Below are 20,511 nucleotides of genomic sequence, written 5' to 3' on the forward strand. Positions count from 1 at the left end.
ATCATTATGGATTTAAAAGAAATTCAAAACCTAATTAAATTTGTTGCAAATTCGGGTGTTGCAGAGGTGAAGCTGGAAATGGACGATGTAAAAATCACTATCAGAACTACCCTTGAAACAAATGTAACAGAAGCTACTTACGTACAGCAATTACCTGCTCAGCAAGCTTTACCTCAGGCAGCAGTTCCACAAGTTACAGCTCCTGTAGTTGTAAGTGTAACTCCAGAAGCACCAGCTGCTAACGATTCTAAATATGTTACTATAAAATCTCCTATCATTGGTACTTTTTATAGAAAGCCATCTCCGGACAAACCAGTTTTCACAGAAGTTGGAAGCACTGTATCTAAAGGAGATGTTCTTTGTGTAATTGAAGCAATGAAATTATTCAACGAAATCGAATCAGAAGTTTCAGGTAAAATTGTAAAAATTCTTGTAGACGATATGTCTCCTGTAGAATTTGACCAGCCTTTATTCTTAGTTGATCCATCATAAATAAATTTAGATTTTAGATTTTAGATTTTAGAATGGTTCGCATCGAATATTGTTAACCATCTAGAATTATCTAATTATCGAATTGTCTAATTATCTAATTAAAATAAGATGTTTAAAAAAATATTAATTGCGAATAGAGGAGAAATTGCACTTCGTGTAATTCGTACATGCAAGGAGATGGGAATTAAAACTGTAGCAGTTTATTCTACAGCCGATGCAGAAAGTCTGCATGTTAAATTTGCAGACGAAGCGGTTTGTATTGGTCCTCCTCCAAGTAACTTATCGTATTTAAAAATGTCAAATATTATTGCTGCTGCTGAAATTACAAATGCAGACGCAATACACCCAGGATACGGTTTCCTTTCTGAGAATGCTAAATTCTCGAAAATATGCCAGGAGCACGGAATCAAATTTATTGGTGCAGCTCCTGAAATGATCGACCGTATGGGAGATAAAGCTTCTGCAAAAGCTACAATGAAAGCGGCAGGAGTACCTTGTGTACCAGGTTCAGACGGATTATTAGAATCTTTCGAACACGCAAAAAAAACAGCTGCAGAAATTGGTTATCCGGTTATGATGAAGGCTACAGCTGGTGGCGGCGGAAAAGGAATGCGTGCTATCTGGAAAGAAGAAGAGCTGTTAAAAGCTTGGGAAAGCGCACGTCAGGAAGCTGCCGCAGCATTTGGAAATGACGGAATGTACATGGAAAAACTTATTGAAGAACCACGTCATATCGAAATTCAGGTTGTTGGAGATTCTTATGGAAAAGCATGTCACCTTTCTGAAAGAGACTGTTCAGTACAACGTCGTCACCAAAAACTTACAGAAGAAACACCTTCTCCGTTCATGACAGATGAATTACGTACAAGAATGGGTGAAGCAGCTGTAAAAGCAGCTGAATTTATTAAATATGAAGGAGCCGGAACTGTTGAATTCTTAGTAGACAAGCACAGAAACTTCTATTTCATGGAAATGAATACCCGTATTCAGGTAGAGCACCCAATTACTGAACAGGTAATTGATTACGATTTAATTCGTGAGCAAATTATGGTTGCTGCCGGTATTCCAATTTCGGGAAAAAATTACCTGCCTGAATTACACGCTATAGAATGTCGTATTAATGCAGAAGATCCGTATAATGATTTTCGTCCTTCACCTGGAAAAATTACTACGCTTCATATGCCGGGAGGTCACGGAGTTCGTTTAGATACTCACGTATACTCAGGATACAGCATTCCGCCAAATTACGATTCTATGATTGCAAAGCTAATTACTACTGCGCAGTCTCGTGAAGAAGCTATCAGTAAAATGAGAAGAGCTCTTGACGAATTTGTTATCGAGGGTGTGAAAACTACAATTCCTTTCCACAGGCAGTTAATGGATGATCCAAAATATATTGCAGGAGATTATACAACTGCATTTATGGATACTTTCAAAATGAAACCTGTTGAAGAATAATAAATATGAAAGCTGTCGATTTTTCGACAGCTTTTTTATAATCAAATTTCAACCCGACAGTTTTTTAAAATCTGTCGGGTTTTCTTTTTATATACATTAAACCGGATTAAAAAATCCGGYCCTRCAATATAATTCGAGCCAATGGCTCATTCAAATTTCCGAAGAAATATATATTTATATAGAGCTGAACTTCARTTTTCTTTTTATAAATACATTAAACCGGATTAAAATCCGGCCCTRCAATATAATTCGAGCCAATGGCTCATTAAATTTCCGAAGGAACATATTGTATTGTAGAGCTGGACTTCAGTCCAGTTTAAATATAAGGATTAAAATAGCGAGGTATACACAAAAAGTGTATACTTTTTATACACTTCTGCCACAAAGTACACACTTTTATACTATTTCAATTTTTGGCACATTTAAAGCAATTCCTTTATTTACAGGCTTCAAGAAGGTTTTGAGTAGAATGTTTGGTTTTCGGCACAATAGTTTCTTTATCTAAAGTGTAAAACAAACTATTAACTATTAAAATATACACGTTATGAAAAATTTATTCTTATCAGCCGCAATTGTTTTAGGAGGTTTAACATCATTTGCTTCAACTTCGCCAATTACAAATTCTATTGTAAAAGTTGTTACAATAGCAGATGATTACGTTGAAATTAAATTAGAAGAATTACCAGCTCCAATTACTGAAGCTTTGAAAAAAGCTTATCCTGACGCAGTAATTACTAAAGCTTACAAAAATGAAAAGTCAGAATATAAATTGGATGTAACAGTAGGAGAGAAAGTAGGGAACCTTTTCGCTAATGCTGACGGAACATGGATTAAAAAATAATCTCCAGGACCGTGAAAATTCAAATTAAAAATACTAAGATTAAGTTAACACTATTAAAAAATAATTATCATGAAAAATTTATTTTTATCAGCCGCAATCGTTTTGGGAGGTTTAACATCATTTGCTTCAACTTCGCCAATCTCAAATACAATCGTAAAAACAGTATCATTTCAAGATGATTATACTGAAATTAATGTGACAGAAGTACCGGCAGCGGTAACAGATGCACTTAAAAAAGCGTATCCTGACGCAGTTCTAAATAAAGCATACAAAAACAGTGCTTCTCAATACAAATTAGAAGTAACAGTTGGAGACAAAGTAGGTTCTCTTTATGCTAATGCAGATGGATCTTGGGTAAAAAAATAAAAAACTAACCCTCAAAAAACTATTATTATGAAAAAGCTAATATTATCGGCAGCAATCCTGTTAGGAGGGCTGTCAATGCAGGCAGGAAATACTGTTTTAACCACCACAACAGTAAATTCAATTAATTATCAGGATGATTATAAAGAAGTCGATGCTGTACCGGCAGCGATCAAAAAATCTCTTGATGATGCTTATCCGGGTGTAAAACTGGATAAAGCATATGTGAATTCCAAAAAAGAGTATAAAATTGAAATCACTGTAAGAGGTGAAAAATCAATCGTTTATACTGATGGCACAGGAAACATTCTTAAAAAATAACTATAAATCTTAAGCATTATGAAAAAGTTAATCTTATCAGCAGCGATTATTTTGGGAGGTTTGTCTCTTCAGGCAGCAGTTCCATCACAATCAAATTCAGTAATTAAATCAGTAAACATTCAGGATGAATATACTGAGATTACTGCAGATGCCGTACCGGCAGCTGTAAAATCTACAATTGAAAAATCGTTTGTAGGTTCAAAACTTGAAAAAGCATGGAAAAATGCTAAAGACGAGTACAAACTTGAAATTTCAAAAGAAGGTAAGAAATATACTTTTTTTGCTGATGCTTCAGGAAATATCATTAAAAAATAATTAAACACAGAGCATTATGAAAAAGTTAGCCCTCTCAGCAGCTATTTTTTTAGGAAGTTTATCTATTCCGGCTATCGCGGAGATAACTCCAAATGAAGAAGTAAATACATCTATTTCTGTACAATCAGAATATACTGAAATTAGCACAGATGTTGTCCCGGCAGCTGTAAAGACTGCTCTGCAAACTGCTTATCCAAATGCAAAACTGGAGAAAGCTTATGTTAATGATAAAAAAGAATACAAACTTGAAATATCAGTTGGCGACCAAAAGGCTACTGTGTACTCAGATGTCAATGGCAACTGGTTAAAGATATAATTAGGTGAAATTAGATTTATGTTTTTGGTGAAAAAGAGATTGCATTGTGCAATCTCTTTTTTTTTCGCATAATTTTAAGAAATTATAACTTTAATAGTATTATTTTAGCAAAAAAGTCCCTCACAGCAATGCCAAAGATATTAGTTATAGAAGATGATATTTCGTTTTGTAAATTATTGGAGAAATTTCTAATAAAAAACAGTTACGAAGTAAGCGTCGCATTTTCTGCTTTAGAAGCCAGAGCAGCAGTCAAAAATGAATCATTTGATTTGATTTTGACAGATCTTCGTCTGCCTGATTCTGACGGTATTGTACTTATGACGGAATTTAAAAATGCTTATCCTGAAATCCCGGTGATTTTAATGACCGGATACTCTGATGTAAATACGGCCGTTAAGGCTATTAAAAACGGTGCATCCGATTATATTTCGAAACCATTCAACCCCGATGAAGTTCTGCTTGTTATAACCAATGCATTACAGGTTACTAAAATTGAAGAAGAAGAAAATGATGCGCCCGTTAAACAAAAAAAAACCGTAAAGAAATCTGTAGCTGTTGAAAATGAATTTGTACGCGGAATTTCTGTCGCTTCCAAAAAGCTTTTAGATCATATTCAATTGGTAAGTCCTACGGATATGTCGGTTTTAATTATCGGCGAAAGCGGAACAGGAAAAGAAATCATTGCCAAAAGCATTCATCAGCAGAGTCAGAGAAAAAACAATAACTTTATTGCAGTCGATTGCGGTGCTATTCCAAAAGAATTAGCTGCAAGTGAATTTTTCGGGCATTTAAAAGGATCTTTTACCGGAGCCATAAGCGATAAAATGGGTTATTTTGAAGCTGCAAACGGCGGAACTCTTTTTTTGGACGAAATAGGAAATCTTTCTTATGAAAACCAAATTCAGTTACTGCGTGCCCTTCAGGAAAGAAAAATTAAACCTGTTGGGAGCAATAAAGAAATAAACGTCGATATACGCATTATTACAGCAACAAATGAAGATTTGCGTGAGGCAGTAAAAAATGGCGATTTTAGAGAAGATTTGTACCATAGAATTAACGAATTCTCTATTCAGTCTCCATCTTTAAAAGATCGTGATGAAGATTTAATGGTTTTCGCCGATTATTTTCTAGAAAAAGCAAATCAGCAGTTAAATAAAAATGTAATAGGATTTTCGCCAGAAGTGGTTTCTATTTTCCAAAATTATAATTGGCCCGGAAATTTACGCGAATTACAAAACTGTGTAAAACGCGCTACACTTTTAACTCAGGGCGATTTTATTGAAAGTGATGTTTTGCCAATCGAATTTTTTCAGTCTCAGAAACAACAAGGCTTCAGCGGCAGTTTTTCTTTGTCTGAGAACGAAAAAGAGGCTATTATTCAGGCATTGCACAGAACCCAGAACAATAAATCTGAAGCAGCCAAGTTGCTTAAAATTACCAGAAAAACGCTTTATAATAAATTAAAGCAATACAATATCGACTAAATAATTTCTTGTTCTAAAGCAGCAAAAAGCTTAGTTGTTTTTGCCTTCAGTGCAGTATAAGTATCTTTCAAATCTGTAATTTCAAGATTATTTTGTTCCAGCGTTTTTAATATTGTGCCAATATCACGCGCTTCAATTTGTTTAAACATTGGCGCAATACGGTGTGCAATAGAATTTATTTCCGCTATATTTTCTTCATTAATAGCATTTTCAAGCAAGACTAAATTTTCGTTACTGCTGATTATAAATGCTTTTAATACATCATTGAGTGCATCTTTATCATTTCCCAAAAACTCTTTTAAAGTTTCTAAAGTATATAATTGAGTAGAAACAGTTTCTTCTACTTCGTTGATCTGAACTTGCGGAATAGCATCATGATCCAGAATATGCTGAATGGTTTCTAATAAAATTTTTGGCGAATAAGGTTTGTTGACTACAGTTGTAAAACCGGCTTCCGTATAGACAGAAGGATCTAAATCAGTTCTTCCGGTCAGGGCGATTACGGGCTGATTTTTATAAATTCCTTTTTCTGAATTTCTAAGGTTTTTCAAAAACATAAAACCATCCATTTCCGGCATTTGGATATCAGTAATCACAAAATCAAAATTGGTGTTTGGGAGTGCTTCCAAAGCTTTAACGGCACTATTAAAAGAAAGCACCTGATGTTCTTCCTGTCTTAAAACTCCGCTGGTTAAATTCAGCAGGTTAATATCGTCATCAATTACAATAAAAGTTTGTTTTTGGGTATTTCGGGCAATATTTCTTTTTATTTCTTCAACCGTAATTTCGCTGTGGTCAAAGATCAGTGGAATTTTAATTTCAAATGTGCTTCCTTTACCAAAAGTACTTTCCAGAGTTATTCTGCCACCCAAAAAGGAAACTATTTTTTGGCAGATAGCGAGACCTAAACCAGTTCCTCCGTATTTTTTTTCGATACCTTCATTGGCTTGGGTAAACTCTTCAAAAACTAATTTTTGATTTCCTTTTTCAATACCAATTCCGGTATCTTCAATTGTAATGATAAAAAAGTTTTCATTTTCGGTTACGTACGAACTGATTTTAATATGGCCTTCTTCAGTAAATTTATAAGCGTTTCCGATAATGTTGGTCAGAATTTGTTTCAATCGGAAAGGATCTCCAACAATTCTTGTGTTCAGTTTGTCGTCAACATTAATAATAAGATCAATATTTTTCTGTTTGTAAACGGTCTGAATGTTTCTGGCAGTGTCTTCAATAATTTCAGGCAGAAAAAACGGAACTTTTTCTACTGTAATTTTCCCGGCTTCAATTCGGGAGAAATCCAGTAAATCCTGAACGAGCTGCGAAATATATTCGGATGAGTTTTTAATGTTTTTAACGAAGTAAGACTGTTTGGTGTTAATCTCAGAATTTCCCAAAAGTTCTGAATATCCCACAATCGTACTTAAAGGCGTTTTTAAATCGTGGCTTACCGTTGAGATCAACTGCTCACGGCTTTTTAATAAATTCTTGGTCTTGAAATTGGCAATTTCTAGTTGTTTTTTATAAAGCTGCGATTTCGAATAATCACTTACAATTAAAATCGAAAAAAAGATGGTTAAAATCAAACCTGTAATTGCCGATGCCGTTACAATTTCATTTACTTTTTTAAGGGATTTTTCTTTTAGTGAATTGTTTTTTATCGAATTAATTATGATTTCCCTTTCGATAATTCGAAGTACTTTTCGCAGCTGCTCAGAAATGGCAATTTCATTCTTCAGCAGTTTATTTTCTTCAAAATTCAGTGTTTCTTTTTTCTTCTCCGCTTTCAGTTTTACATTGCTGAGCAGTTTTTTTGAATTGGCTAAAATAGAATCAGATGCTTTTTTACTAAGTGTATTGGTGCTGTCATCCGGAATATTCTGGTTTAGATAATCAACATATTTTTGCAGTACATTTCGCTGGTAATTCCCTAATTCATTTGGATTTTTGGTAAAATCCTGAAGTTCCAGTTTTCGGAGGTTAAACTCCATTTTGGTGATTTCGTCAATAGCGTTGTTAACAGAAACTTCATCTTCGGCTTTGTTTTTTATGGTTTTTAATTGTCTGATGTTTTCTGTTTTTTCAGACAATAAATAATTCACGCTGTCCAAAAGCGTTTTTTGGTATTCTGTTGTCACGATTTGTTTCAAAGTGTCAATTCTTGCCTTCAAAGAATCGGTTTCAATAAGGTAACTTTTAAAATCGTTTTCTGAGTTGGTCTGAATTGTTTTTCTCGCTAAACTTTCTGTTTTATAAACATTCGAAAACAATTTGCTTACACGCAGAATTTTAGTTTTTTCATAAGCAATTTTATCTTCCAGCTTATTATACACAACATTTTCAGAGTACAAAAACCATCCTACGGTAACAACTAAGGCAAGTAATGCTACATAGCTTAATAAAACTTTGAGTGCTGTGTAACTTTTTTTGCTTTCCATAGTGTTTTATTCGAGTATTATTTGGCGTTGAGAAAGTTTTATATATTAGAATCCACTGCAATTTATTTAAAATTTCCATTTAAGAAAAGGAAAAGCAAATCAAAAATTTATATAATTCAAAGTTTTTAAAATAAATCAGCCACAGATTATATAATAATACTGTGGCTGATTTTGTTATTAAGGTTTAGAATTTAAAGTGTCTCTTCTAACCATTTAAAGAATTCTCCCTGCCAAACCTGAGCGTTTTGAGGTTTTAAAACCCAGTGGTTTTCATCTGGAAAATAAACAAATCTGCTTTTGATTCCTCTTAACTGAGCTGCCTGAAAAGCTTCTTGTCCTTGCCCAATCGGCACACGGAAATCTTTTCCGCCCTGAAAAATTAAAATTGGTTTGTTCCAGTTCTGAACCAAAGATGCAGGATTAAAAACAGTGTAAGCTTTTTGAGCCACAGCATTATCTTTTTCCCAGTATGGTCCGCCAAAATCCCAGTTATTAAAGAAAACTTCTTCAGTCGTTCCCAGCATACTCACGGTATTGAAAACACCATCATGGGCGATGAAAGTTTTAAAACGGTTTTTGTGGATTCCTGCTAAATAAAACACAGAATATCCTCCATAACTTGCACCAACACAGCCTAAGCGGCTTTTATCAACATAGCTTTCTTTTGCAACATCATCAATTGCAGAAAGGTAATCGTCCATTACCTGTCCGCCCCAGTCTTTACTGATTTGTTCATTCCATTCAACACCATGTCCCGGCATTCCGCGACGGTTTGGAGCTACTACTACATAACCTTTTGCGGCCATTAAAGAGAAATTCCAACGGAAAGAATACGATTGTGTAAGCGCACTTTGAGGTCCGCCCTGACAAAATAGTAAAGTTGGATATTTTTTAGAAGCATCAAAGTTTGGAGGTAAAATTACCCAAACCAGCATTTTTTTACCGTCTGTTGTTGTAACGTAGCGTTTTTCTGTTTTGCTTAATGCTAATGTTTTGTAGGTTTCTGTGTTGATGTTTGATAATTGTTTCCAGGTATTTTTCTTCAAATTAAAAGAAAAAATTTCTCCTGCATGGTTCATGTCCGTTCTGGTCACGATAATATCATCACCGGAAAACCCAACTAAGTCATTCACATCAAAATCACCATTTGTTAATTGGCGTACTGTAATCGCAATTTTGGTCAAGCCCGGAAAATTAACAGAAAAAAGTTGTTTGGTACCATCAACAGGAGCCACGAAGAAAACCGTTTTTCCGTCTTTGCTCCAGATAAAATTATCTACCGTTCCGTCCCAGTTTGCTGTTAAGTTTGTTTTGATTCCTTTAAACTCAACAATAATATCGTTTTTATCAGACTCATAACCGTCGCGTTTCATTTGCAGCCAGGACAAATTTCCTGTTGGAGAAAATTGCGGTGCCGTATCGTAGCCTAAATTGTCTTCGGTTTTATTGGTTGTTTTTTGAGTTTCTAAATTGTACTCATAAATGTTGGTGTTAGTAGAAATTGCATACGCCGTTCCTGCTTTTTTCTTGCACACATAAAAAATACTTTTGCTGTCAGGAGACCAGATATAATCTTCGTCGCCGCCAAAAGGTTTTTGCGGAGAATCAAAAGTTTCACCTTTTAAAATGTCAATACCTTTTGCGCCGTCTTTGTTTTCTTTATAAAAAACATGATTAAATTTTCCTTCGTTCCACGTATCCCAATGACGGTAATCTAAACCATCATAAATTTGAGCATCAGATTTATCTAATTTCTGATAAAAATCTTTACCCAAAACGTTATCAATTTTTACTTCTTCATTATAGAGAACATATTTTCCATCGGGAGAAATATTTTTATCAGCCAGGATATCTTTGGTGTCTTTTATTTCAGCTGCATTTCCTCCGTTTACGGGAATGGTATAAAATTTAGAATGCGATTTGTTTTCTTCAACAGAAGGTGTAGAAACTTTAAAAACCACATTTTTTGCATCTTTAGAAATTCCAAGCGGAGTTACCCTTCCTAATTTCCATAACAATTCCGGTGACATTACATTCTGCCCGATAGCGTTTAAACTCATCATTATTAAGGTTGTTAATAATACTTTTTTCATAATAAAAATTCTATTTTTTTGTGCGCTAAAAATACAACAATTAAATTCCAATTAGTGAAATTCCAAATCCCAATAATTGTTAAAATTCCAAATTCCAAAGCTAAATATCCTGCTTGTCACGCTGAGCGAAGTCGAAGGGCGCTCCAATGAAACAAGGACTTCGACTTGGCTCAGCCTGACATAATTTTAAATTCAAAAAGAAGTCCAAAATTGGAATTTGGAATTTAAAAATTTGTAATTTAACCCAAGATTGGAATTTGGAATTTAAATACTGGAATTTAATAAAGATATGGAATTAAGTTATTGGGAAATAAAAAACTGGTTCACAGCTGTTGATTACACAATAGTGGGCAGCGGAATTGTGGGTCTGCATACAGCTTTACGCTTACGCGAAAGATTTCCTGCTGCAAAAATTCTGGTTCTCGAAAGAGGAATGCTGCCGCAGGGTGCGAGTACAAAAAATGCCGGTTTTGCCTGTTTCGGAAGTTTATCTGAAATTATGGACGACTTAAAAACGCATTCAGAAGAAGATGTTGCGGCACTTATTGAAAAAAGATGGAAAGGTTTACAGCTGCTTCGAAAAAGATTAGGAGATGCAGCAATCGATTTTAAACCTCACGGCGGATATGAATTGTTTTTGAAAGATGATGAATTTGGGTTTAACGAATGTATTTCGAAACTTCCTTTTATAAATGAAATTTTAAAACCGCTTTTTAGGGCCGAAGTTTTTTCTAAAGAAACAGACCGGTTCGGATTTGGCAATATTCAGGATTATTTAATTTTTAATCCGTTTGAAGCCCAGATCGATACCGGAAATATGATGCAGGAATTGCTAAAGCAGGCCGCTGCAGCAGATATTTTAATTCTCAATCAGCAAATGGTAACGTCTTATTCAGATGCCGGGAATCATGTCGAAGTGGTGGTGAATGATTTTAGTTTTAAAACCCATAAATTACTTTTTGCAACAAACGGTTTTGCCAATACTCTTACAAGCGGCGCCGTAAAACCTGCCAGAGCTCAGGTTTTAATTACAGAACCCATTAAAAATCTGGACATAAAAGGAACGTTTCATTTAGACCGGGGTTATTATTATTTTAGAAATATTGGCGACCGCATTTTATTTGGCGGAGGCCGAAACCTTGATTTTGAAACCGAAACCACAACCGAATTTGGTCAGACGAAAATTGTTCAAAATAAATTGGAAGAATTACTGAAAAATGTAATTTTACCAAATCAGGATTTCCAGATCGCACATCGATGGAGCGGTATTATGGGAGTCGGAAACAGTAAAAATCCTATTGTGTCCCAATTGTCTGAAAACGTGTTTTGTGGAGTGCGTTTAGGCGGAATGGGCGTCGCAATAGGCAGTTTAGTAGGAACAGAATTAGCAGATTTAATATAATGGCAGCACCCAAAAAACCAGCACCAAAAAAGACAACCGCAAGTAAACCAAAAGCCAAAACGTCTTCAAAGAAATCTAATCGTTCTTTTGGCGAAAAAGTAAAATGGTTTTTAATAAAAACAATGTTGTGGTTTTTTGGACTTTCAATAGGATCCGTTATTGTTTTTAAATATGTTCCGGTGCCTTTTACCCCTTTAATGATTATTCGGGCAATCGAAAATAAAATGGGAGGGAAGGAAGTTTATTTTGACCATGACTGGGAACCAATTGAAAAAATTTCCATGAATTTGCAAAAAGCCGTAATCGCCAGTGAAGACGGAACTTTTTTAACTCATAATGGTTTTGATTTTAAAGCACTTCAGAAAGCCTATAAAAGTAATGAACGCGGACGCCGAATTCGCGGCGGAAGTACGATTTCGCAGCAAACGGCCAAAAACGTTTTTTTATGGCAGGGGAAAAGTTATTTCCGTAAAGGTCTTGAGGCATATTTTACTGTTTTAATTGAAATTATCTGGGGCAAGGAACGTATTATGGAAGTCTACCTCAATAGTATCGAAATGGGCGACGGTGTTTATGGTGCTTATGCGGCGACAGAACACTGGTACCGCCGTGATGCTTCGAGCTTAACGCCAATGCAGGCTGCGGGAATTGCGGCGATTCTGCCAAATCCGAGAAAATTTAAAGCTACAGGTTCGTCAAGTTATATTAACAGAAGAAAAGAAAGAATTGTTCGTGAAATGCGTTACGTTGGAAAAATAAATTATGATGGGAAGTAAAAAAGCACTTTTTGCTTTTCTGATTTTAACTGTAACGTTGACTTTTGGACAAGGAAAAACAAAAGAAATAGGTTTTATAACAGACAATGATTTATACACTTCGTCTAAAAACGATATGTATTACACCAATGGCCTGGAGATTTTTTATCGTTTTTTATCAAAAAATAACAACGAAAAAATCAATAAAAAAATTACCGAATTTAGAATTGGACAATATATTTACAACCCAAGATTTATTAATGAAGCAGCGGTTGATGTAAACGACCGCCCATTTACGGCGTATCTTTTTGCCGAAGCCGGCCGAAGCTTTTTTTACCAAAGTGAATCTGTTTTAAAGACTGATTTTCAATTGGGTTTTATGGGGCCGAATGCCTTGGGAGAAGAAACACAAGTTGGGTTTCATAACCTTATTGGTTATAAAAAAGTATACGGCTGGGAAAATCAGCTTCATAATGCTTTTGCCGTGCAGGCGCATGTAATGTATTCGAAGAAATTATTTCCGTCCGGACACAACGATTTTATTGATCTTCATTTTCAGTCTGAAGCCAATTTGGGAACTATTTTTACAGGAGTTTCAACGGGATTTTTAACGAGAATCGGGTTTAAAAAACTGCTTCCGGTTTACGATTCCAATCTTCATGATGCTTCTGTAAGTGCAAATGCGCAGTCGGGTATTCGGGAATTTTATTTCTACGCCATGCCAAGTGTCAATTATCAGTTTTATGATGCCACAATAGAAGGCAGTATGTTTAATGATACAAGTCCGGTTACTTTTGATTTGGTTCCGCTCCGTTTTAATGCCGAGTTTGGTTTCAAATACAGACATAACAATTTCAATATGTCGTATTCTTTTATTTACAGAGGCCGAGAATTAGAAGGCGATGTAAACGATACAAATACGGGGTATTTTTTTGGATCGATCAGACTGGGTTTTTTGCTTAAATAAATTTTATTTACGTTCTACCACATCAAATTCATAATTTGAATTTCCATACCCCATAACATTGCCCAACGGATGTTCTGCGCTGGTACGGAATTCTTCAAATTGCCTGTCTTTTAAAAATCGCGATAATTTTATTTTAAATTCTTCAGGAGAAAATCCATCATCGGATATTTTGTTCCAATGACTTTTGCCGAAAACATCAGCTCCATCAAGCAGCTGCGATGAGCGAACAATAACAATTGTATCACCGCTGATACGGATAATTTTAACCAAAGCGCCTTTGTCTCTTGTGTTATTTACATACCAATCGCTTTTATAGGTGTCACCAGCCTGCGGATTTGCTAAAATCTCTGCAACTTTAGAGTCTTGGAATTGTTTTACGCGTGTCATAATAAGTCCGGTAACGACAAGTCCGGCAAATAATAAAGTCCCTGTCCATGGATACAATAATTGCCAGATTGTGCGTTTGTATGAGGCACGCAAATTTTTAATCTCATTTTTAATATTTTGAGAATAATTTTTCTTTGCAAAAACCGATGCACCTTGTGATTTTACAATATGATTGCAGACAGTGCAGTGCACTCCAGTAGTACGACCCATTCCAAAAATTGGCACTATAACAGAAATATACTTCATGTATAAAGTAAGCTGTAACGTATTTTGTTGGTTACAAACGGGGCAGGTTTCTCCAATCAGCATTTTTTGTGCAATAGGCTTACTTACAATTTGATAATAGTAAATCATGATAATGTATTATTAGTGTTTTTTATTTGCTTCGATCATTTGAAAAATTCTTTTCTTTACTTCAACTATGTCAAGATCCAGACGGCTTATTTCCATCCATAAAAGGGCATATTCTTTATTTTTGCTTTCCTTTAAGTAAGCGGCACGTTGTTTGGCGTCTTCAATTCTTTCATTGTAAAACTCAGGGTTTCTTGCAAATACCAGTAAATAATTTTCCATGAAAAAATTCTTTTCTGCACAATCAACGCATCCTTCAATATTTTTCCATTCTACAAGTCCAATCTGGTCAAAATACTTTCCGTCAAAAACAATCCCTTCGTTAGAAATTGTAATAAAGGGCATACGATTTGCTAAATATCGTATTTCTTTCAGCAGTTTTACAGAAATCACGATCAGGCAAAACAGCACTATAACGGTCATTGGAAACTCACAATTATCCTCTGTAAAAAAATGACCGGATGTACTCCAGATCGCCCACAAAAGCGGAATAATGAAAAAAAGACAGAGCGCTATATGTCTTCGGACTTTTTTTCGCGATACATAAAAGTTTTGTTTTAGCATGATATTTTTTAAGTTGCTGATTAATAGCAAATTTCTGCAAAATAAAAGCTTTGCTGTCTCAGTAACAGCCGCCAAAAGACATACTTACATTAAAATAAGTTATAATTTAAAGTGTGAGAAGAATTGGCTTATTGCATAAAAAAAGCCACTTCTTTTCAAAAATGGCTTTTTAATTATCTATAATTTAAAGGTTGTTTTCCCTTTAATATTTTCTCCGGATATTTAACTTTATCTTTTTCAGCCTGAACATTCAGGAATTAATCTAAACTATCAATATTCATTTCTTTGGCCAGTTCTTCCCATTTTTCATTGAGGTATTTTTTTGTCATTTCGATGACCTTTGGGTTTATGTCTTTCAGGATTTGCGCTTCGGTACTCAAAATTCCTTTTCCATTTTCAAATGTAATATAAGCATGAACAGCATCATCTCCCCAGAAAAAAGGAAAAACGATAGCCATGTTCTCCTCGCTTTCGGTTACGAATTTTTCAAGGCTGATGATAAACGCAAACATGGGCAGCATTTCTGTAAAATTCTGACTGAAAAACATCATGCCCCAATGCCATATTTCGGTACTTTCATCATAATCAGAAAAGGCCATGGCTTCGCGATAATCAATCCAGCCCTCAATAACTTCTTCATTACAGTCATCATGATAGGTACGCAAGAGTTCCGGCGTTAATTCCATTTTAGAATACATTTTGCGGCTGTTCCACCATTCAAGCCAATTTTTGTTGAGCTGAGGTTCTTCAAGCGGACTGTTTAAAAACTTTTCCAGCTGCGGTTTTGTGATTTTTACTTTACATAATAAAGAACTTAGTTCAGACATCTTCTAGTTTTTGGATTGTGAGTATTTGTAATTGGAAAATCGTAATGTCATCAAGCGAAAAGAGGCTGTAATATTAATTTCTTAAATTGAAAAATAGTGCTGTGCCTCACACAAAAATAAAAAACATTTTTAAGAAATATTGGACTAAATTCATAAAATTTAAAGAAAGCAAAGCTTAACCTTTTGATAATGTGTTAAAAACTTATAATTTTTAAATTTAGTTAAAATTAAAATTATGGAAATCAATTGGACAGTTATAGGAATTGTGGCACTGCTGGTTATTATTTTAGTTGTTTTGACAATTAGAAAAAATCAAAAAGAAAAAAAGAAACTGACAGATTTGCTGAATAATGATTTTAAGAAAGCCGAAGAAGAAGAACCTGCTCCGGATGATGCAGCAAATGAAAAATAAGCTGAATTTATTTCAAAAAAACAAAACCCTTGTATTATTTACAAGGGTTTTTGTTTTTTAAGTCTTTATCATCACCTCAATAATGGCTGTATTGCGACAAACCTTGTTGCAAGTTATATTATGCAACCGCTTTGTGCCCGAAATTAATATCAGAAAATATGGATTTAATAAATTTGATAAGCACTTATATTTCTAATTTGAAAATTTAGAGTCATTGGGTTTGTTTCCTTTTCAGGCTCAATTAAGTACTTCAGCGTAATAAATAATGTTTATTAAAATCATTACATGAATTTACAGTAAATCTTGAATTAAAACCCATTAGCATTGTCATATTAAAGACAGTTAATAAATAACGTTAAATATTAAGATTAAATGAATATGAAAAAAGCACAAAAATATCTTTTGTATAGTACTAACACACTTAATATTGTAACATGGTTGAAAAAATGTAAGGCAATTCTTTTTAGTGTGAGTGTCGGATTTTTATTATATACTAACTCAGTAAATGCTCAGCTTAAAGGGACCCATTTATTAGGAGATATGGGACTTCAGTCTGGTACCCAGCCGCCACCCTCTTTTATGCCTGCTGTTGCATTGTATAACTATCAAACTTCAAAACTTATTATGGCTGATGGAGAAAAAGTTACTATTCCTGATATTAATATGTTTCTTTTGGGTATTGGAGCAAATTTTGTAACTAATGTCAAAATACTTGGTGCCAATTATGGGGGATCTGTTTTAATTGCATTTGCATCGAGCAGAATTGAAGGCGATTTAATTTCGACGAAATCCTCACTTGCCTTTACTGACATGTATATACAGCCTTTGCAATTAGGATGGCAGACAAAAAGAGCCGACTTTACGATTGGATATGCAATATATCTTCCAACTGGGAAATATGAATTGGGAGGCGATAACAATGCAGGAATAGGGCTTTTTTCAAATGAGTTCTCAGCCGGGAGCACTTATTATTTAGATGCACAAAAAAAGTGGAACACATCAGCATTACTCTCCTATGCCCTTAATAGCAAAAAAAAGAACACGGGAAATAATGAAATAAAACCGGGCAGTCTTTTAACCATTGAAGGAGGAATAGGTAAAACCTGGGTGAAAACGGTAAAAGATAATGCCATGCCAATGATTATTAATGCAGGAATGGTGTATTATATGCAGTTTAAAACTACTAAGGATAAAATGACATTTCCCGAAATTAACAATACTCAGTTTGAACTCTCAAATAAGGATCAAATTTATGCTCTTGGTGCAGAAGCAAATATATTCATACCTTCTATAAAATCAAATATTGGACTTCGCTGGCTTGGTGAATTGGGAGCTTCAAACCGCACTCAGGGGAATTCTTTTTTTATTACTCTGGCACCTTGTGTAAAATTCTTTGAACCTAAGAAAATAAAATAGTATTTATATATAATGCTTTTACAATCAATTCATCATTAAATTAAAATCAATTAAGATGTCAAATACAAATAAAAATGATTTTAAAATTTTCCTGATTTTATTTTTTGCAGGATTTTCAATAATCAGTGCGCAGCAAAAATCTTCCTCATCTAATGACAAACCAAATATCATTTTTATCCTGATGGACAATCTGGGTTACGGCGAAGTAGGATGCTATGGTGGAGGCGAATTAAGAGGAGCACCAACGCCACGTATAGATAAATTAGCAACAGAGGGTACCCGCCTGACAAATTTTAATGTTGAGGCACAATGTACACCCAGCCGTTCGGCTATACTAACAGGTCGTTTTGCTATACGGTCAGGAACTCATTCCGTGCCGCTGCCAGGTTCTCCTGATGGTCTTACCCAATGGGAAATTACGATTGCTGAATTATTATCAGCAGCAGGTTATGCTACCGCGCATTTTGGTAAATGGCATTTAGGGAGCGATCCTGAAAGGCTGCCCAATAATCAGGGTTTTGATGAGTGGTATGGTATTCCGCGAACTACAGATGAGTCAATGTTTCCTTCACAGGCGGGGGCAAAAGCGGCTGGAATAAATTTTATGCAGATAATGGAAGGCCGTAAAGGAGAAAAAAGTAAAAATCTGGCTGTGTACGATCTCGTGCAGCGCAGGTTGATTGATGCTGAAATAACGAAGCGTACTATTGATTTCATACAGCGGAGTGTGCAGGCAGGGAAACCATTTTATGCATACGTTCCTTTTACACTGGTACATTTTCCTGCTCTGCCAAATCCGGTATTCAGCGGAAAAACAGGAAACGGCGATTTCCCCGATGCGCTGGCGGAAATGGACAACCATGTAGGTGAAATACTTGATGCAGTTGACAGACTGGGAATACAGGACAACACTATTTTTGTTTTTACCAGTGACAACGGACCTGATCCTACAGCTCCTTCACAAGGCTCATCTGGTCCTTGGAGCGGTTACTATTTTACTCATATGGAAGGGTCACTGCGTACACCGTTCATTATTCGATGGCCCGGAAAAATACCTGCAGGTCGTGTAAGCAATGAGATCATACATGAGGTAGATACTTTTGTAACATTTGCAAGAATTGCCGGTGCTCAGAAACCTACTGATCGCGTGATTGATGGTGTAGATCAAACAGATTTTTTCTTAGGTACAAAACCTTCAGGCCGTGATGGATTTCCGGTATTTGTTGCAGATCGTCTGGAAGCAGTTAAATGGAAAAATTTTAAGATTGCCTTTTACCAGTCAGAAAGAGATTGGTGGAGCACACCGGTTAAACTTGGTGTGCCTCAGATATTCGATTTATATACCGATCCTAAAGAGCAGTATCCTTCAAGTTTAACCCCAAACGCTTGGGTAGCCGGGTCTATGATGAAAATAATTGCAGAGTTTGAAAAAAGTCTTATGAAATACCCTTTGATTAAACCAGGAACTCCTGATCCTTATAAGGTTCCAAAAGAATAAATTTATTTGTATTTATCTACTGTCTCTGTGCAGGAAATTTATAACAAAGAAAATAATGCTTATTAAAATTTTGTACCGATTCGGTAAAAAATGACGGATTAAACGGAACTTAAAAATAATAGTATAAAGTACAGTATTTTCATAATCTGCATTTTGGCATTAACAGGATGTAAGAAAGAAACCATCAAAAATACAGATAAAACCATATCATCTGCCATTCTGCGCAGAGGCTCAATGACAGGTTTTTATATTACCAAATGGGCTGTGCTTCCTTTCAATTCAAATTTTTTGAGCTGGCGGTTTTTAATTGTATTAAATTTAAACTCCTAAAACTGCGTAGTAATCCGTACTGACGCTTTTACTAATGCCAATGCTTTTATACTGCTTATAGGAAACTCAATAATTTGGTAATGCGTGTTGTGTGGAACAAGTTGTACGTAAGATTTTCGCTTAGACTGTATTAAAAAACGCGTAAAAAAGAATTCATTTCCATCATTGTTTACATAAATTAAATACATTTCGCCCCAAATAATATTATTTTCAGGATTATGTACTATTTTGTACACTACAATATCCCTGCTGCTCAATAACGGGTACATACTGTCTCCAACCACAAAAAGAGCACCGTCATAATCGGAAATTTTAGAAATGCTGATAAAATCTACCGGTTTTTGGCTTTTATTTTCTCCAAATAAATCCTGAATTCCTTCCGTTGTGCTAATATCATAGAGCGGAATGTCTAAACTTTCTGAGGTTTTATTGCGATTATAATTTTCGATCTGCTTATATGAGATGTCTTTTTCGGTCAAAGTGTTCATTTTTAACATACTTCCTTGTCCGGTTAAGAGCCATTCCAGATTAATATCGGTATATTTTTTTAGAATATTTTCTAATTTATCAATACCAATTGTCTTATTGTTTTTAAGCTGACTGGCAAAAGAACCATTCGACATTCCCACTTCCCGCTCCAAAACACTGACCTTTATCCCCTTTGCGTCAATGTATTTTTTTATTCGCTGTATTGTATTCTCTGCCATAAAGCATTTTATTTAGAAAAAATCTTACTTTTTATTTTTTATTTAAGAAATATCTTACTACCTTTGCGCCGTATTTTCCTATAAGAAAAAGATGGTAAAAATATGAAAAACCTAGTGTAGTTATAGCAATATGTGCTAAAGATTATACAAACTGGGCATGAATACCTATGTTTTTAAGCGAATATTTTGTAAAGGCTTCATAAAAATGAAAAATTGCTGTCTTTGTTAAAAAAAATTGAAGAACAAGACATTAAAATTATAGATAAATGATGTTTAATAAAAACAAAAAGGAAGATGAAGAAGAAAAATTAAGCCCATTGCTGTTTAGTAACAAATAATGTCAGTGTAAGTTTCCAAAATTTAGGTTTTGGGACTAAAATGGGACATGTAATTCTTTCAAATTTAGAACAAAGTAATCATGGCCGCCAGAAAAACAAATATTTACAACTCCTATAATCTGGATATTTTAGAAGCCTTGTTTATGAAATACCGGGTTTCTAAATATTACATACGCAAGTGCCTTAGTGGAAATGCACACGGCCCTAAGTCTGACGATATTAAGAAAGATTATGAAAATATGGAGAAAGCTGTTAATAACATAATTAGAGAATTCTGTAAAGAAAATAATCTTATAGGCAGCAAGCATTAATTAGTTTCAAAAGATATTCATTTACTGCCCTGTTCAATATCTCACCATTGATCATTCGGACTTTTAAGGCTGGAAATGAAAGACGCAAATACCACAATAGCGTTTCTAAAAAAAACCAGAGAGCA

21 protein-coding genes are annotated in these 20,511 nt (G+C 34.8%); 15 read left to right on the top strand and 6 right to left on the bottom strand.

The window, feature by feature from the left end:
* Positions 1–6: 6 nt before the first annotated feature.
* The 8 genes from accB to ASE21_RS08675 all read left to right on the top strand — a co-directional run bounded on the left by accB (position 7) and on the right by ASE21_RS08675 (position 5,590).
* A complete protein-coding gene (accB, locus tag ASE21_RS08640; protein ID WP_057122189.1) occupies positions 7–492 on the top strand; it encodes an acetyl-CoA carboxylase biotin carboxyl carrier protein in 486 nt (161 codons plus the stop codon).
* A gap of 108 nt (positions 493–600) precedes the next feature.
* Positions 601–1,950, top strand: coding sequence for an acetyl-CoA carboxylase biotin carboxylase subunit (gene accC / locus ASE21_RS08645; protein ID WP_057122190.1), 1,350 nt, complete (start codon positions 601–603; stop codon positions 1,948–1,950).
* Between the two features lie 544 nt (positions 1,951–2,494).
* Complete coding sequence (locus ASE21_RS08650; RefSeq protein ID WP_057122191.1) at positions 2,495–2,791, top strand: hypothetical protein; 297 nt, start codon at positions 2,495–2,497, stop codon at positions 2,789–2,791.
* A 69-nt stretch (positions 2,792–2,860) separates the two neighbouring features.
* Complete coding sequence (locus ASE21_RS08655) at positions 2,861–3,157, top strand: hypothetical protein (protein WP_057122192.1); 297 nt, start codon at positions 2,861–2,863, stop codon at positions 3,155–3,157.
* A gap of 27 nt (positions 3,158–3,184) precedes the next feature.
* Positions 3,185–3,475, top strand: a complete 291-nt coding sequence (locus tag ASE21_RS08660) for a hypothetical protein (RefSeq protein ID WP_057122193.1) — start codon at positions 3,185–3,187, stop codon at positions 3,473–3,475.
* Positions 3,476–3,493: 18 nt separating this feature from the next.
* Positions 3,494–3,790 carry a hypothetical protein gene (locus ASE21_RS08665; protein WP_057122194.1) on the top strand — a complete coding sequence of 99 codons (297 nt, stop codon included), beginning with the start codon at positions 3,494–3,496 and terminating at the stop codon, positions 3,788–3,790.
* 16 nt (positions 3,791–3,806) lie between these two features.
* A complete protein-coding gene (locus ASE21_RS08670; protein ID WP_057122195.1) occupies positions 3,807–4,106 on the top strand; it encodes a hypothetical protein in 300 nt (99 codons plus the stop codon).
* 128 nt (positions 4,107–4,234) lie between these two features.
* On the top strand, positions 4,235–5,590 hold the full coding sequence (locus ASE21_RS08675; RefSeq protein WP_057122196.1) for a sigma-54-dependent transcriptional regulator: 1,356 nt from the start codon (positions 4,235–4,237) through the stop codon (positions 5,588–5,590).
* Here the strand turns inward: ASE21_RS08675 and ASE21_RS08680 are convergent.
* Entirely contained in the window at positions 5,587–8,028 is a 2,442-nt protein-coding gene (locus ASE21_RS08680) for an ATP-binding protein (RefSeq protein WP_057122197.1), read from the bottom strand. The two genes, ASE21_RS08675 and ASE21_RS08680, sit on opposite strands and share 4 nt — an antisense overlap.
* A 191-nt stretch (positions 8,029–8,219) precedes the next feature.
* A complete protein-coding gene (locus ASE21_RS08685) occupies positions 8,220–10,121 on the bottom strand; it encodes a S9 family peptidase (protein ID WP_057122198.1) in 1,902 nt (633 codons plus the stop codon).
* 289 nt (positions 10,122–10,410) lie between these two features.
* On the opposite strand from ASE21_RS08685, the gene ASE21_RS08690 reads away from it, so the two are divergent.
* The 3 genes from ASE21_RS08690 to ASE21_RS08700 are packed head-to-tail and all read left to right on the top strand — an operon-like array spanning position 10,411 to position 13,245.
* The gene (locus ASE21_RS08690) at positions 10,411–11,523 is read left to right on the top strand and encodes an NAD(P)/FAD-dependent oxidoreductase (RefSeq protein WP_057122199.1); all 1,113 of its coding nucleotides are present in this window, start codon (positions 10,411–10,413) and stop codon (positions 11,521–11,523) included.
* Positions 11,523–12,299, top strand: a complete 777-nt coding sequence (mtgA, locus tag ASE21_RS08695; RefSeq protein WP_057122200.1) for a monofunctional biosynthetic peptidoglycan transglycosylase — start codon at positions 11,523–11,525, stop codon at positions 12,297–12,299. Before ASE21_RS08690 ends, mtgA begins: the two co-directional genes overlap by 1 nt.
* Positions 12,289–13,245 carry a lipid A deacylase LpxR family protein gene (locus ASE21_RS08700; protein ID WP_057122201.1) on the top strand — a complete coding sequence of 319 codons (957 nt, stop codon included), beginning with the start codon at positions 12,289–12,291 and terminating at the stop codon, positions 13,243–13,245. Before mtgA ends, ASE21_RS08700 begins: the two co-directional genes overlap by 11 nt.
* A gap of 3 nt (positions 13,246–13,248) precedes the next feature.
* Here ASE21_RS08700 and ASE21_RS08705 read toward each other — a convergent pair whose 3' ends face one another.
* The 3 genes from ASE21_RS08705 to ASE21_RS08715 form a co-directional block, all read right to left on the bottom strand.
* Positions 13,249–13,986, bottom strand: a complete 738-nt coding sequence (locus ASE21_RS08705) for a hypothetical protein (protein WP_128414673.1) — start codon at positions 13,984–13,986, stop codon at positions 13,249–13,251.
* A gap of 12 nt (positions 13,987–13,998) precedes the next feature.
* The gene (locus ASE21_RS08710) at positions 13,999–14,547 is read right to left on the bottom strand and encodes a hypothetical protein (protein WP_057122203.1); all 549 of its coding nucleotides are present in this window, start codon (positions 14,545–14,547) and stop codon (positions 13,999–14,001) included.
* Between the two features lie 257 nt (positions 14,548–14,804).
* Positions 14,805–15,374 carry a hypothetical protein gene (locus tag ASE21_RS08715; RefSeq protein WP_057122204.1) on the bottom strand — a complete coding sequence of 190 codons (570 nt, stop codon included), beginning with the start codon at positions 15,372–15,374 and terminating at the stop codon, positions 14,805–14,807.
* A gap of 235 nt (positions 15,375–15,609) precedes the next feature.
* Here ASE21_RS08715 and ASE21_RS21935 point away from each other — a divergent pair, with 235 nt between their 5' ends.
* The 3 genes from ASE21_RS21935 to ASE21_RS08725 all read left to right on the top strand — a co-directional run bounded on the left by ASE21_RS21935 (position 15,610) and on the right by ASE21_RS08725 (position 18,700).
* A complete protein-coding gene (locus tag ASE21_RS21935) occupies positions 15,610–15,786 on the top strand; it encodes a FeoB-associated Cys-rich membrane protein (protein ID WP_165871934.1) in 177 nt (58 codons plus the stop codon).
* Positions 15,787–16,164: 378 nt separating this feature from the next.
* Positions 16,165–17,202, top strand: a complete 1,038-nt coding sequence (locus ASE21_RS08720) for a transporter (protein WP_157848775.1) — start codon at positions 16,165–16,167, stop codon at positions 17,200–17,202.
* Between the two features lie 55 nt (positions 17,203–17,257).
* The gene (locus tag ASE21_RS08725) at positions 17,258–18,700 is read left to right on the top strand and encodes an arylsulfatase (RefSeq protein WP_082603452.1); all 1,443 of its coding nucleotides are present in this window, start codon (positions 17,258–17,260) and stop codon (positions 18,698–18,700) included.
* A 326-nt stretch (positions 18,701–19,026) separates the two neighbouring features.
* Here the strand turns inward: ASE21_RS08725 and ASE21_RS08730 are convergent, their stop codons facing one another.
* Positions 19,027–19,737 (bottom strand): S24 family peptidase, encoded by a 711-nt coding sequence (locus ASE21_RS08730; RefSeq protein WP_057122206.1) that lies wholly within the window; start codon positions 19,735–19,737, stop codon positions 19,027–19,029.
* Positions 19,738–20,155: 418 nt separating this feature from the next.
* On the opposite strand from ASE21_RS08730, the gene ASE21_RS08735 reads away from it, so the two are divergent.
* Positions 20,156–20,386, top strand: coding sequence for a hypothetical protein (locus ASE21_RS08735; RefSeq protein ID WP_057122207.1), 231 nt, complete (start codon positions 20,156–20,158; stop codon positions 20,384–20,386).
* The last annotated feature ends 125 nt before the right edge of the window (positions 20,387–20,511 follow it).

Origin of the sequence: Flavobacterium sp. Root901 (assembly GCF_001429765.1) — a bacterium.
Lineage (GTDB): Bacteria > Bacteroidota > Bacteroidia > Flavobacteriales > Flavobacteriaceae > Flavobacterium.

Bases quoted from the DNA above. Each gene is read 5' to 3' on its own strand.
- ASE21_RS08710 (WP_057122203.1), bottom strand. From the start codon at position 14,547: ATGCTAAAACAAAACTTTTATGTATCGCGAAAAAAAGTCCGAAGACAT.
- ASE21_RS08680 (WP_057122197.1), bottom strand. From the start codon at position 8,028: ATGGAAAGCAAAAAAAGTTACACAGCACTCAAAGTTTTATTAAGCTAT.
- mtgA (WP_057122200.1), top strand. From the start codon at position 11,523: ATGGCAGCACCCAAAAAACCAGCACCAAAAAAGACAACCGCAAGTAAA.
- ASE21_RS08675 (WP_057122196.1), top strand. From the start codon at position 4,235: ATGCCAAAGATATTAGTTATAGAAGATGATATTTCGTTTTGTAAATTA.
- accC (WP_057122190.1), top strand. From the start codon at position 601: ATGTTTAAAAAAATATTAATTGCGAATAGAGGAGAAATTGCACTTCGT.
- ASE21_RS08715 (WP_057122204.1), bottom strand. From the start codon at position 15,374: ATGTCTGAACTAAGTTCTTTATTATGTAAAGTAAAAATCACAAAACCG.
- ASE21_RS08730 (WP_057122206.1), bottom strand. From the start codon at position 19,737: ATGGCAGAGAATACAATACAGCGAATAAAAAAATACATTGACGCAAAG.
- ASE21_RS08685 (WP_057122198.1), bottom strand. From the start codon at position 10,121: ATGAAAAAAGTATTATTAACAACCTTAATAATGATGAGTTTAAACGCT.
- ASE21_RS08665 (WP_057122194.1), top strand. From the start codon at position 3,494: ATGAAAAAGTTAATCTTATCAGCAGCGATTATTTTGGGAGGTTTGTCT.
- ASE21_RS08670 (WP_057122195.1), top strand. From the start codon at position 3,807: ATGAAAAAGTTAGCCCTCTCAGCAGCTATTTTTTTAGGAAGTTTATCT.
- ASE21_RS08690 (WP_057122199.1), top strand. From the start codon at position 10,411: ATGGAATTAAGTTATTGGGAAATAAAAAACTGGTTCACAGCTGTTGAT.
- ASE21_RS08720 (WP_157848775.1), top strand. From the start codon at position 16,165: ATGAAAAAAGCACAAAAATATCTTTTGTATAGTACTAACACACTTAAT.
- ASE21_RS08655 (WP_057122192.1), top strand. From the start codon at position 2,861: ATGAAAAATTTATTTTTATCAGCCGCAATCGTTTTGGGAGGTTTAACA.
- ASE21_RS08725 (WP_082603452.1), top strand. From the start codon at position 17,258: ATGTCAAATACAAATAAAAATGATTTTAAAATTTTCCTGATTTTATTT.
- ASE21_RS08700 (WP_057122201.1), top strand. From the start codon at position 12,289: ATGGGAAGTAAAAAAGCACTTTTTGCTTTTCTGATTTTAACTGTAACG.
- accB (WP_057122189.1), top strand. From the start codon at position 7: ATGGATTTAAAAGAAATTCAAAACCTAATTAAATTTGTTGCAAATTCG.
- ASE21_RS08705 (WP_128414673.1), bottom strand. From the start codon at position 13,986: ATGATTTACTATTATCAAATTGTAAGTAAGCCTATTGCACAAAAAATG.
- ASE21_RS08660 (WP_057122193.1), top strand. From the start codon at position 3,185: ATGAAAAAGCTAATATTATCGGCAGCAATCCTGTTAGGAGGGCTGTCA.
- ASE21_RS08735 (WP_057122207.1), top strand. From the start codon at position 20,156: ATGGCCGCCAGAAAAACAAATATTTACAACTCCTATAATCTGGATATT.
- ASE21_RS08650 (WP_057122191.1), top strand. From the start codon at position 2,495: ATGAAAAATTTATTCTTATCAGCCGCAATTGTTTTAGGAGGTTTAACA.
- ASE21_RS21935 (WP_165871934.1), top strand. From the start codon at position 15,610: ATGGAAATCAATTGGACAGTTATAGGAATTGTGGCACTGCTGGTTATT.